The organism is Collinsella aerofaciens, from assembly GCF_901212495.1.
Classification (GTDB): Bacteria; Actinomycetota; Coriobacteriia; order Coriobacteriales; family Coriobacteriaceae; genus Collinsella; species Collinsella aerofaciens_H.
Map to the genome: position 1 here is coordinate 24,311 of NZ_CAAKNY010000040.1, position 12,819 is coordinate 37,129.

Sequence of the window (12,819 nt, forward strand, 5' to 3'; positions counted from 1 at the left end):
CGGAATGAATCTACACGCGGCGCTTGAGTTGCGCTCCGCCCTCGCCGGGCATCAGGCGGCGCGCGTCGTAGACCGAGTCGACGCTGCTGATGGAAGCCAGCAGCGGATCCAGACCGCTCGCGTCAGAAATCTCGACCATAAAGCGCAGGGTTGCGATGCCCTCGCGGTTGGTCGAGGTGGCAGCCGAAAGGATGTTGCCGCCCGCATCGCCGATGGCGATGGTAACGTCCTTGAGCAGGCCCATGCGGTCCAGGCACTCGACCACGATCTCGACCTGGAAGAGGGTGTCGGCAGCGCCGTCCCACTCCACTTCGATCATGCGCTCAGGATGCTCCATAAGACCCTTGACGTTGGGGCAGTTGGCGCGATGTACCGAGACACCGCGGCCGCGCGTGATGAAGCCGACGATATCGTCGCCCGTCACCGGATTGCAGCAATGAGCCAGACGGACCAGCAGACCGCTGTTGCTCTCGCCCTTGACGATAATGCCGTTGCTGGCACTCTTGCCGCGCTTTTGCGGCTTGCGGTTGGAGCCGCGGGCAGGCTGCTTGACGACCTCGGCGATGGCTTCGGTCTTGGTGAGCTGCTCCTCGGGCTTGGGGTCCAAGATTTGCTCGACCTTGTTACCCACAGCGCGCGGGGCAACCTTGCCGGCGCCGACGGCGGCAAACAGGTCCTCGAGCTGCTTGTAGTTAAACTGCTCCGCCACGGCGTTGAGCGCACGCGTGGATCGCGGCGTAGAGATGCCATACCCGCGCTTGCGCAGGTCCTTGGCCAGTATATCGCGGCCGGCGGCAGCGTCATCGTCTTTGGTCGCGGCGGCAAAATAGCGGCGGATCTTTGACTTGGCCGAAGGGGTCTTAACGATCTTGAGCCAATCACGCGACGGCTTGGAACTCTTGTTGGTCAGGATCTCGACACGGTCGCCCGTCTTGATCTCGTGCGTGAGCGGGGCCACCGCACCGTTGATCTTAGCGCCGACGCAGTGGTTGCCCACCTCGGTGTGAACGGCGTAGGCAAAGTCGAGCGGCGTGGAGCCGGCACGAAGCGCCATGACCTCGCCCTTGGGCGTAAAGACGAAGATCTCTTGATCGAAGAGGTCGACCTTCAGCGAGTGCAGGTATTCCTTGGCATCGGTGATCTCATCAGACGCAGCCCAATCGAGCGAATGTTTGAGCCAGTTAATCTGATCGTCCAGACGCTGCGCATCATTGGTCTTGGAGGCAGACGATCCGCCCGACTTCTTATAGAGCCAGTGGGCGGCAATGCCGTACTCGGCCTGCTCATGCATCTCGTAGGTTCGAATCTGAATCTCGAGCGGACGAGCCGTGGGGCCGATAACCGTCGTGTGGAGCGACTGGTAGTTATTGACCTTGGGCATGGCGATATAGTCTTTAAAGCGACCGGGCATGGGGTGCCACAGCGTATGCACCGCGCCGAGCGTGGAATAGCAATCGCGCACCGAATGCGTGATGACGCGCAGTGCCACCAGGTCGTAGATCTCGGAGAATTCCTTGCCCTTGCGCTTCATCTTTTGATAGATGGACCAATAGTGCTTGGAACGGCCATTAATCTGGAAGCCCTCCAGGCCAATGCGGTTGAGCTCGTCGGTGAGCGTCTTGATGGTCTCGGCCAGATAGCGCTCGCGAACCTCGCGCGACTCGGCTACCATGCGCGCGATGCGTTGGTAGGCATCGGGCTCCAGGTAGAAGAAGGACAGGTCCTCGAGCTCCCACTTAATGGAGCTCATGCCCAGACGGTCGGCCAGGGGCGCATACACGTCCATGGTCTCGCGGGCCTTAAACAGGCGACGGTCCTCGCGAAGGGCCGCCAGCGTACGCATGTTATGCAGGCGGTCGGCAAGTTTGACGATGATAACGCGGATGTCCTTGGACATGGCGAGAAACATCTTGCGCAGCGTAAGCGCCTGCTTCTCGTCCATGCTGTCGACTTCGATGTTGGTAAGCTTGGTCACGCCATCGACGAGCTCGGCCACCGTATCGCCAAACAGGCCGGCAACATCGGCAAGCGAGGTCTCGGTATCCTCAACGGTATCGTGCAGCAGCGCGGCGCACACCACGTCACAGTCCATCTTGAGATCGGCCAAAATGATAGCCACCTCGACGGGATGGTTGATGTACATCTCACCCGAGCGCCGCTTTTGGTTGCAGTGCTTCTCGGCTGCAAAGCAATAGGCCTGCTCCACCTTGGAGAAGTCGTCCTCATTCATATATTTGAGGCACAGGCGCTCCAGCTTGTCGTAGCTGTCCGCCATAATCTCGGGCGGCAGCTCATCGGCATGCTTATAGTGCTCCATCTCCGAAAACGGCTGGAGGGTGGAATCATGGGCGGTACGGGCTGCGGCATCCATCGAGGTCCCCTTCCCCTAGGCCCGTGGTACGATCGGGCGGTTAACTTTGGCTAGCATATCAGAAGCGCACGAATCGAGCGCCCAGCTCCGGAAAGCCGAGAACTCCATGCGCGAGCGCAGGCCCTCCAAATAGCGGATTGACCTGCTCAGTTGCACGCGGCCGGGGTTTTCGGCCATCGCGATGCGACGGGTGTCGTCAAACCCCGAAACGCGACAGAAACCAAGCTCTTCGAAGATGCCCAGGCCGCTTTCCACCGAGCGCTCGTCGACCGGCGTGCGGGCATCGATGGCAAGGCACATCTGCGCGATGTCGATATCGCTCGCGCTAAACGAGTCGTCTCCGGTCTTGCCGCGGTTGGAGCGCCACATAGTCTGCAGCGCGCGATAGAGCGTGACGAGCTCGTCGCGCTCGGGCGCATAGCAGTCGAGCAGGCGCTCGTTAATGCGAGCGTCACGCGACGAATAGAGCAGGTGAATCACGGCAGGTAGGCCGTCGCGACCGGCGCGTCCGCTCATCTGGTTGAACTCGATGGCGCCAAACGGCATATGGTAGAGCACGACATGACGGATATCGGGCAGGTTCACGCCCTCACCAAAGGCAGAGGTCGAAACGATGCAACTGAGGCTTCCGTCACGAAACGCTTCCTCGACACGGCGACGATCGGAGCGTGCAAGCCCCGCGTTATAGAACGCGATGCGGGTCGCGCAATCGGGTACCCGCTTGCGCAGCGTCTTGGCAAGCGCCACGGACTGATCGCGCGAGTTGACGTAGATGACGGTCTTCTCCCCCGTCGCCACGATTGACACCAGGCGGTTCTCGCGGCTCGTAAGGTCTCGGTCATCCTCGAGCTGCAAGTTTTCGCGCACCGTCTCGTCGACCACCGTACGGGTAATCGGTAGCACGCGGGCGAGCTCGGCCACAACCGGAGCCGTTGCGGTGGCAGTCGCCGCCAGAACGACCGGGTCGCCCAGAGTCTTGAGGATATCGGGCATGTCGAGATAGGCGCTGCGGTCGCCGCCCTTGGCAAGACCGGCATGATGCGCCTCATCAATAACGACAAACCCGATACGCCCCGAACGCGCAAAGCGGTCGCGGTGAATGGACAGGAACTCGGGCGTCGTGAGCACGATGCCGGTGCGGCCCGAAGCCAAGCCGGCAAACACGTCATCGCGCGCCGCCTCCACGGTCTCGCCGGTCAGCACGCCGACGCCAATGCCGAGCGCAGCCATCGTCGACGAGAGGTGATAGGCCTGGTCGGCAACGAGCGCACGCAGTGGATAGACAAAGATGCTCGCACGCCCGCGAAGGACCGCCTCGCACGCGGCGTGCACATGGAAGATAAGAGACTTGCCGCGCCCCGTTCCCATAACGGCCAGAACGCTTTGGTGATCGGCCAGGGCGTCGAGTGCCTCGACCTGCGCGCGGTGCGGCTGGTTCGCTCCGATAAAACTGTGAATGAGCGAGCGTGTGAGCTCGGTATAGGAAAGCTGGGCGAGCGTTTGGCGCTTGTGGGACTCCAGACGAAGACCGGCGTCCGCAGGCTCCACGCCGCGACGAAGCTCACATGCCGGGTCGTCAACGCTGGGCGCCGTGGTATCGCGAACCAAGACATCCTTGATCATGAGCTTGGGCTTTACGCGACCTTGCCAATGCTCGGCCACAGCCTCGAACACCAAGTCGACGGCGCTATCGCAATTGATGAGCCTATCGATCTGTGGCACGCGGAACATAATGGCCGGCACACTCGCGGCACCATCGGTCGCCACGAAGCGCATGTGCTCGCCGGTTTTGCCCACCACGGCGCGATCGCACATTGTCACGCCCTCGGCCGCCAACAGCGGCACCTTGTTGCCCTGGCCAAACGGCTCAAGACGGGAGATCTGCTCGATGGTCTCAATATTCAGCTCGGAGAGGTCGACGGTGGCAGCAACCTCGTCGGTGTCCTCAAAGTCCTCGGCGGGAAGCTCGGACAGCACGGCGGAAAGGCGGCGACGGAACTCGTCGAGCTTAGACGCCTCGATGGTCACTCCTACCGCACCCGCATGCCCGCCGCGACGAATCAGCAGATCGGAGCAGCGTTCTACGGCGTCGAACAGGTTGACTTTGCCCACCGAGCGACCCGAACCGCGAGCGATACCGTCTTCGATCGAGAACAGCAGCGCCGGCACATGATAACGGTTGGTCAGGCGGCTCGCCACGATACCCTTGACGCCCTCGTGCCAGCCCTCGCCGCCCACGACGATCGCGCGTCCACCATCATAGGTCTCCTCGACCTTTGCCATGGCATCGCGCGTGAGTTCCGCCTCGATCTCGCGGCGCTGGCGGTTGATTTCCTCGAGCTCAGCCGCCAGCGCGCTTGCCTCGATAGGATCGCGGGCAAGCAGCAGGTCAAGTGCCAATTTTGGATCGGCCATGCGGCCAGCGGCGTTCAAACGGGGAATGAGCGAAAACGACAGGCCATCGGCCGTAATGCTAGAGAGGTCGGCCTTGGCGAGCGCGGCCAGCGCGATATAGCCGGAACGGGCCGTCACGCGCATCTGCTGGATGCCCTCGGCAACCAGTGCGCGATTCTCGGGCGTGAGCGGCATCATGTCGGACACGGTGCCCAGCGCCGCGACCTCGATCAGCGAACGCCAATACGACGGCTTGCCCAAACGCTCACCCAAAACCTGCACCAGCTTGAGCGCCACGCCGGCACCGGCAAGCTCGCGCGAGGGACCCCCGTCCTCGAGCTTGGGGTCGGTCAGAGGCACGCCCTGCGGCACCTGATCGGAGGGCTCGTGATGGTCCGTGACCACCAAATCGATCCCCAGGCTCTCCAGATAGGAAACCTCTTCCTTGGCGGCAATACCGTTATCGACGGTCACGATCAGGTTGGGTTGGGCGAGCTCGTTAACGCGGTCGAGCGCCGCACGCGACAGGCCGTAGCCCTCGTCAAAGCGATGAGGAATAAACGGTGTGACATCGGCGCCAAACGTGCGCAGCGCCTCGGTCAACAGGCAGGTCGACGTAATGCCGTCAACGTCAAAATCGCCAAAGACCGCAATGCGCTCGTGGTTGCGAATAGCACGCTCGACGCGGTCGGCAACGACCGACATGCCCGGGATAATGAGTGGGTCGGCCCAGTCGCGATCGAGCGAAGGCGTCAAAAACAGCTGGCCTTCCTCGATGGATGTAATGCCGTGCGCAACCATAATGCGCGCCACCAGCCCGGGTATGCCCAGGCCAGCCGAAAGCTCCTTTTCGAGCTCGGGGTTTTGCCGAGCGACCGCCCAGCGATGCGTCGTCTTAAGCGATGACATAGGCGCCCACCCCCGATAGGGGCAGGTCGCCGCGATACCTCTCACGGTTCATAGCGATGAGTCCTCTGTGTATGCCCGCTTCGGCAGGCAGATCTGTTGAACGAATTTATTATACCGTGCAGCGCGGACGCAAATCGCCTCGGCACGCCGCGGTTTCGGTAGACGATGCCGGTAATAGCCTCGAAATATTCGAGCGTTTCTGACGCGCGGACGCATGCGAGCGTCTAGCATATCCATTCAAAACGGATTCACGAGCAAAGGGAGTCACAAGCGCATATGAAGCAATGGATTGGACTGGGCAAGTTTCTCGCGGGGCACATGCAGATCATCGTTCCGATTTGCGTGGCGCTCGGCGTGCTCTTTCCCCAGCAGATCGGCGTTCTCAGGCCCATCGTTCCCGCCTTGTTTGCCTTTATGACGTTTCAGGGCGCGCTGAGCAACACCTTTCACCAGGTGGCTGATGTGTTCCATCGCCCGCTGCACCTGTTCTTGGCGTTGCTCGTCTCGGCGGTGCTTATCCCTATCGCAGCCTATGCCATGGGGTCGTTATTCTTCGGCTCCGATCCCAACCTGGTCTGCGGCATCGTGCTCGAGTACAGCGTACCCGTGGCAGTCACTGCCTTTATGTGGATCAGCATGTTCGGCGGCAACGGCCCGCTCGCGCTCACCATCATCCTGACGTCCTCGGTCATCTCACCTGTGACGATTCCTCTTACGCTCAAGCTCCTGCTGAGCGCCACCGTCTCGATCGACGTGCCGAGCATGATGCAGAATATGGCCTTTATGATCGCCATACCCGCCGTGCTCGGTATCGTCATGAACGAACTCACGCGTGGCTGGGGCCACGAGAAACTCTCCCCCGCGCTCTCGCCCGCCTGCAAGTTCATGATGATGAGTGTCATCGCGTCCAACTCCACCGCCATGAGCGAGTACGTGCTGCACATGAATGTTGAGCGCTTGGAAGTCGCCCTCTTTATCCTGGTGTTCGCCATCAGCGGCTTTATCATCGGCGTCCTGATCGCCCGGGCCCTGCACCTGCCGTATAGCGAGACGACCACCATGTGCTTTACCTGCGGTATGCGCAATATCTCTTCGGGCGCCGTCATCGCCACACAGTATTTTCCCGGCGAGGTCGTGTTCCCCGTCATGTGCGGAACGCTGTTTCAGCAAGTGCTGGCCTCGATTATCGGGCATCTCTTTGAGCGCCTAACCGGTGAGGAGCGCGCCAAACAGCGCCATCGTGTCGAGGCCGGCCGCGACACGATGGCACGCTAGACCGTCCGCATGACGCGGGTGTTAGTCTTGCTATACGAGCGTTTCCAGACGCGCGCGTAGGAGCTCAGCATCGATATCGAGCGTGGTCTCGGCATTGACCTGGGCCAAACGATAGCCCACAAAGTAGGGCGATACCACCCAACGTGGCAGAGCCTTGGCAATGGTCCGGCCGTCCATGTGGTAGAAGAACAAGTTGTACGACTCCGCGCGACCGCCGTGGTGCTCGTGCAGGATATAGCGCAGGGCCACCTGAATCGCATCGGCAAACAGGTCCACTTCGACTTGGTCGCGGGCATCATCGCTGGCGGCGATTCCCTGTGGAGCCGAGACGTTGACCTCAAAGAACCCCATGATCGGTTCGGCCGAGATAGTGATCGCGACCCTCCCCCGCCGCCAGACATCGATGCCTTCAAAGTTGGCTGAGGTCAGCGCCGCATAGCCGTCCTCCTGTTCCAAGCCCACAATCTGCATGTGTGGATGGACGAGGCTGCCGCCCGAAAGCGGGCCTTTATTCTTGTACATGAGCACACTGCGGTACTGTTGGGAATCGATCATCCGCTGCCAACAGCCCAGGGCAAACCGCATCACATGATGCAGCTCATCCGGTTCATAGGTCACCAGGTCGGCGTCGTGATTGGCCGACTCGATCAACACGGTCTGACGGGTGGCCCGCAAGGTCTTGAACTTATTCTCGAGCCAGATGCAGTCACCATCGCGCTCGATGATGTTGGCAAGCCCCTCCGTGTCGCAAAAGGGGCACGCGATGCCGGGACGACGGTTGTCGTCGGGTTTACCGTTCGCCTGTTGAACGTCAAATACGAGCGCCACAGACTACACCTCCAGCGGCACGATCTTGGTGCCGTGGAGCTCGGAGATGCCGAGCGCCGCCGCGACCGCGCCGCGATTTGCCGTAGTGATGCCGCCACCGGGAAGGATGGTCAAACGATCGCCCGCATACTCGATTAAACGAGCCAGGTGATCGAAATTATCCTCGATCGACGTACCCGCCGCGCCGCCATGCGTGAGGATGCGCGTAACGCCGCAGTCGGCAAGAGTATCAATCGCATCGAGCTGAGCCTCGGGCGAGAGCTGGTCAAATGCCATGTGGAAGGTGATGTCAAGGGGCTCGCGCTTGCACTCCTCGGTCGCGCAGCCCGTAGCCATAACGAGGGCGCCGAGAGTGAGCTCGTCGAGCGCCCAGCCGCCGGCACAGGGCTTGCAGCAGCCAAAGACCAGGCCGTCAACGCCGGCGCTCACAGCAAGGCCCAGGTCTATCTCCATCATGCGTAGCTCGTCCTGGTTGTAATGAAAGTCGCCACCACGCGGACGAATCATGCACATCACTCGCGCGTCATGCTCGTGAGCATAGCTGACTGTAGCGCTAATAACGCCGGCGGACGGCGTGGTGCCACCGACGGCGAGGTTGTCACACAGCTCAATGCGCCTCGCACCGGCCTCGATGGCCGCCGGCACCCGCTCAAAGTTCTCGGCACAAAACTCGTACAGCATAGATAGACCCCCAAAGACAGCAGCTGTTTTCCGACGGGCATTGTCACACATCCCCATGAAGTTGCGGTGGAATAGGGACTGGTTTTGCCCCTGATGCCCTCTTTCAGTCCCTATTTCACCGCAACTGAAAAGGAATAGTCGTTGGGGACGTTCTTAAACGACTAGTCATTCAAGAACGTCCCCAACGACTACCCCCAACGACCACCTCTTGATAGCTGCCACAACGCCGATATTTTGGCAACGACAGCGAAAGCCCGCCAAAGCGGGCAAGGTGCCTTGAAACAAGGCGGCATAGACCTTCTGGTCATGCCGCCGAAGTTGAAAGGCAGATTGCCGCTCTGGCGGGCTTGCAGCGTCGATCCGTTACGCGGTTTGGTAAAACCGCGTAACTAGTTAACCGCCCAAGTAGGCTTTGCGGACGTTATCGTCGTGCAGGAGCTCCTGGCCCGTGCCGGTCATGGTGATCTTGCCGGTCTCGAGCACGTAGCCGCGCGTGGCGATCGAGAGCGCCATCTGCGCGTTCTGCTCGACCAGAAGCACCGTGGTGCCGGCCTTGTGCAGGTCCTCGACAATCTGGAAGATCTGCTCGATCAGAATCGGCGCCAGGCCCATGGAAGGCTCGTCGAGCATGAGCAGCTTGGGGTTGCTCATAAGGGCGCGGCCCATAACGAGCATCTGCTGCTCGCCGCCCGAAAGGGTGCCGGCGACCTGACGACGGCGCTCCTTCAGGCGCGGGAACTGCTCGTAGACGCGCTCAAGGCCCGGGGCCACCGTGGACTTGGGCTGCGTGTAGGCGCCCATCTCCAGGTTCTCCTCGACCGTCATCTGCAAAAAGGCGCGACGTCCCTCGGGGACCTGGGCCAGGCCCTTGCCAACCAGCTTGTCGGCAGGCGTATGGGTAATGTCCTCGCCCATAAACTTGATGGAGCCGGTCTTGGAGCGCAGCAGGCCCGAAACGGTTTTTAGCGTCGTGGACTTGCCGGCGCCGTTGGCACCGATCAGGGCGACGATCTCGCCCTCGTTGACGTTGAAGGAGATGTCCTTGATGGCGTGGATGGCGCCGTACCAGACGTTGATGTTGTAGACGGAAAGCATCGGCTCTGCCATTTAGTTCTCCCCCTTATCCTGCTTGCCCAGATACGCCTCGATAACAGCGTCGTTGTTCTGGATCTCCTCGGCCGTGCCCTTGGCGATGACCTTGCCAAAGTTAAGCACGCAGATGCCCTCACAGATGTTCATAACGAGCGACATATCATGCTCGATAAGCATGATGGCGATGCCGAAGGTGTCGCGAATCTTGACGATGTTCTCCATGAGCTCCGCAGTCTCGGACGGGTTCATGCCGGCGGCAGGCTCGTCGAGCAGCAGTAGCTTGGGGTTGGTGGCAAGCGCACGGACAATCTCCAGACGACGCTGGGCGCCATAAGGTAGCGAGCCGGCCTGCTCGTTAGCCAGGTGCTCCATATCAAAGATGGACAGCAGCTCCATGGCGCGCTCGTGAGCAGCTTTCTCGTGCTTCCAGTACGTCGGCAGGCGCAGCACGCCCTCAAAGCCGGAGTAGCGCTCCTGGTTGTGCAGGCCGACCTTAACGTTATCCTCCACCGTCATGGTGTTGAACAGGCGAATGTTCTGGAAGGTACGGGCAATACCCATGCGGTTGACCTGATAGACCGACTTGCCCGAGGTGTCCTCGCCGTCGAGCAGGATGGTGCCGTGCGTGGGCTGATACACCTTGGTGAGCAGGTTGAAGACCGTGGTCTTACCGGCACCGTTGGGACCGATGAGACCGGCGATCTCGGTCTTGCCGATGGTTAGGCTAAAGTCGTCGACCGCCTTAAGGCCGCCGAATTCAATGCCCAGGTGGATGCACTCGAGTGCCGGGCGCTCGCCCAGGTCGCGATCGGGAACGATGGCGCCAGAAGGATACGGGACCATCTTGCCCTTGTTGAACTCAAATTTACTGGACATCGGCTGCCACCTCCTTCTTGGGAGCAAGGCGGTCCTTGACGCGACCGAAGAACGCCTTGAGCTGCGGGTTGTTGGTAAAGATCATGACCAGGATCAGCACGATGGCGTAGATGAGCATGCGGTAGTCCGAGAACTGACGGAGCAGCTCGGGAAGCACCGTGAGCAGCGCCGCCGCGATGACGGAGCCGCGCATGTTGCCCAGACCGCCCAGGACCACGAACACCAGAATGAGAATCGACGTGTTGAAGTCAAACTTGGTGGCGGAGAGCTGCGAGAAGTTACCGCCGAAGAGGGCTCCGGCAGCGCCGGCGAGGGCAGCGGAAACCACGAAGGCGATCATGCGGTACTGGGTGACGGAGATGCCCACGGACTCGGCAGCGATCTTGTTGTCGCGCACGGCCATGATGGCACGGCCGGTACGGCTGCGAACCAGGTTGAGCACGATCACGAGTGCGACCATGACCAGGATGGCGCCGGCGAGGAAGGTCGAGTACGTCGACACGCCCGAGGCGCCCTGGGCACCCTTGATGATGGCGGTGCCGTCCTCGAGCAGATGCAGGTCGTCGATCGTGGAGTTGCCCGTAATGTTAAAGATCACGTGCAGGCCGCGCGAGTCGACACCCACGATAAGGCAGGTGACGATCTCTTTGATGATCTCGCCAAAGGCCAGCGTCACGATAGCCAGGTAATCGCCGCTCAGTCGAAGGACCGGGATGCCGATCAAGAAGCCCAGGATGGCGGCAGCGATGGCGCCGACCACGATGCTGATGATAAGGCGCACCGGATCGGAGGGAACGGCACTCTCGAGGGCGACCGCGGTGACGATGCCCGTGTAGGCACCGACACTCATAAAGCCCGCATGGCCCAGCGACAGGTCGCCCGCGATGCCGACGACGAGGTTAAGGGAGATGGCCATGACGATATAGGCCGTGATGGGGACCAGCTGACCGGCGATCATGCGCGGGATCATGTGGTTAGACTGCATAAAGAACACGATAGCGAACGCCACAATGCACATGGCGTACGTGACAAAGTCGTGACGCGTCTGCTTGTCTTTAAGAAACTTCATAACGCTCACCTACACCTTCTCGGGGACGTACTTGCCCAAGAGGCCGGCAGGCTTGACGAGCAGGACGATGATCAAAACACCAAAGACGATAGAGTTGGCAAGGCTCGTGGAAATGTAAGCCTGCGCCATCGCCTCGATGATGCCGATGAGAATACCGCCGACAAAGGCACCGGGAATGGAACCGATGCCGCCGAAAACGGCGGCATCGAAGGCCTTGATGCCAGGCATGGCGCCCGTCGTGGGCTGCAGCACCGGCGAGTAGGAGCACAGCAGCACGCCGGCGAGGCGGCAAGCGCCGAGCCGATGGCAAACGTCATCGAGATGGTGCGGTTGACATTGATGCCCATGAGCTGAGCGGCGGCCTTGTCCTCGGACACGGCACGCATGGCCTTACCCATCTTGGTCTTGCCCGTAAAGAACACCAAACCGGCCATGATAACCAGACAGGCGACGATGGTGACAAGCGAGACGGCGCTCACGTTGAACTTGGCCAAGAACTCCGGTACCGGGAAGGCGACGAGCGAAGTGAAGTTCTTGGGTGTGGCGCCCCACAGAAGCTGTGCGGCATTCTGCAGGAAGTACGACACACCGATGGCCGTGATCAGAACGGCCAGCGGGCCTGCTTGGCGCAGCGGCTTATAGGCCAGGCCCTCAATGAGAACACCGAGAACCGTGCAGACCACGCAAGAGAGAACTACAGATGCCCAGCCCGGGAGGCCGAGATACGACGTGGCGCAGAACGAGACATAGGCACCGACCATGATGACGTCGCCGTGAGCGAAGTTGAGCATCTTGGCGATACCGTAGACCATGGTGTAGCCCAACGCGATGATGGCGTAGACGCTGCCCATGGACAGGCCGTTGACCAGGTATTGGATAAAGACCGTCATGTTCCACATCCCCCTTTCGAATAGGTTTCCAGTAAATGTATGAAACAGGGACGTTACACTGTCCCTAGATACCAAGCAAGCAGGGAAGGCCAAAACCTCCCCTGCTTGGGATCAAAACCGCTCTATGTAAGGCGGCCAATTAGGCCTGTACGTACTTGCCATCGGTGATGACGTACGCCGTGGGGTCCTTCTGGACCTGGCCCTTATCGTTCCAGGTGAGCTTACCGGTCAGACCGTCGACGGTAATCTTGAGCATAGCCTTGGGCAGCTTCTCGGCGACCTCGGTCGGGTCGGCGTCGACACCAAGACCGGCCTCCTTGAGGGCCTCGGCCACCGCGTGCACGCCGTCGTAGGCGTCGGCGGCAAACTGGTCGGGGGTATCGCCGTACTTATCCTTGTAAGCGTTGACGAAGTCGGCGTTCTTCTCGTCGTCG

8 protein-coding genes and 2 pseudogenes (1 of these 10 running past the window's edge) are annotated in these 12,819 nt (G+C 60.8%); 1 reads left to right on the forward strand and 9 read right to left on the reverse strand.

Features of this window, described 5'->3' with window-relative positions:
* Window positions 1–10: 10 nt before the first annotated feature.
* Both SFLMC1_RS04165 and recJ read right to left on the reverse strand, forming a co-directional pair.
* Window positions 11–2,371 carry a RelA/SpoT family protein gene (locus SFLMC1_RS04165; RefSeq protein ID WP_152074367.1) on the reverse strand — a complete coding sequence of 787 codons (2,361 nt, stop codon included), beginning with the start codon at window positions 2,369–2,371 and terminating at the stop codon, window positions 11–13.
* A gap of 15 nt (window positions 2,372–2,386) precedes the next feature.
* Window positions 2,387–5,674: a single-stranded-DNA-specific exonuclease RecJ gene (gene recJ, locus SFLMC1_RS04170; RefSeq protein WP_152074366.1), complete on the reverse strand. Its 3,288-nt coding sequence runs from the start codon at window positions 5,672–5,674 to the stop codon at window positions 2,387–2,389.
* A gap of 276 nt (window positions 5,675–5,950) precedes the next feature.
* Here recJ and SFLMC1_RS04175 point away from each other — a divergent pair, with 276 nt between their 5' ends.
* The gene (locus SFLMC1_RS04175; protein WP_152074365.1) at window positions 5,951–6,949 is read left to right on the forward strand and encodes a bile acid:sodium symporter family protein; all 999 of its coding nucleotides are present in this window, start codon (window positions 5,951–5,953) and stop codon (window positions 6,947–6,949) included.
* Window positions 6,950–6,979: 30 nt separating this feature from the next.
* On the opposite strand, the gene SFLMC1_RS04180 is transcribed toward SFLMC1_RS04175, so the two are convergent.
* From SFLMC1_RS04180 to SFLMC1_RS04210, 7 genes and pseudogenes are all read right to left on the reverse strand, one after another.
* Window positions 6,980–7,777: a DUF4931 domain-containing protein gene (locus tag SFLMC1_RS04180; protein WP_152074364.1), complete on the reverse strand. Its 798-nt coding sequence runs from the start codon at window positions 7,775–7,777 to the stop codon at window positions 6,980–6,982.
* Between the two features lie 3 nt (window positions 7,778–7,780).
* Entirely contained in the window at window positions 7,781–8,458 is a 678-nt protein-coding gene (locus SFLMC1_RS04185) for a copper homeostasis protein CutC (RefSeq protein ID WP_152074363.1), read from the reverse strand.
* 393 nt (window positions 8,459–8,851) lie between these two features.
* Window positions 8,852–9,553: an ABC transporter ATP-binding protein gene (locus SFLMC1_RS04190; protein WP_035137222.1), complete on the reverse strand. Its 702-nt coding sequence runs from the start codon at window positions 9,551–9,553 to the stop codon at window positions 8,852–8,854.
* Window positions 9,554–9,565: 12 nt separating this feature from the next.
* On the reverse strand, window positions 9,566–10,426 hold the full coding sequence (locus tag SFLMC1_RS04195; RefSeq protein WP_152074362.1) for an ABC transporter ATP-binding protein: 861 nt from the start codon (window positions 10,424–10,426) through the stop codon (window positions 9,566–9,568).
* Window positions 10,416–11,495: a branched-chain amino acid ABC transporter permease gene (locus SFLMC1_RS04200; RefSeq protein WP_152074361.1), complete on the reverse strand. Its 1,080-nt coding sequence runs from the start codon at window positions 11,493–11,495 to the stop codon at window positions 10,416–10,418. Before SFLMC1_RS04200 ends, SFLMC1_RS04195 begins: the two co-directional genes overlap by 11 nt.
* Window positions 11,496–11,504: 9 nt before the next feature.
* Window positions 11,505–12,394, reverse strand: a pseudogene (locus SFLMC1_RS04205) (branched-chain amino acid ABC transporter permease).
* A gap of 130 nt (window positions 12,395–12,524) precedes the next feature.
* Window positions 12,525–12,819: pseudogene (locus tag SFLMC1_RS04210) on the reverse strand (ABC transporter substrate-binding protein); it runs 843 nt beyond the window's last position.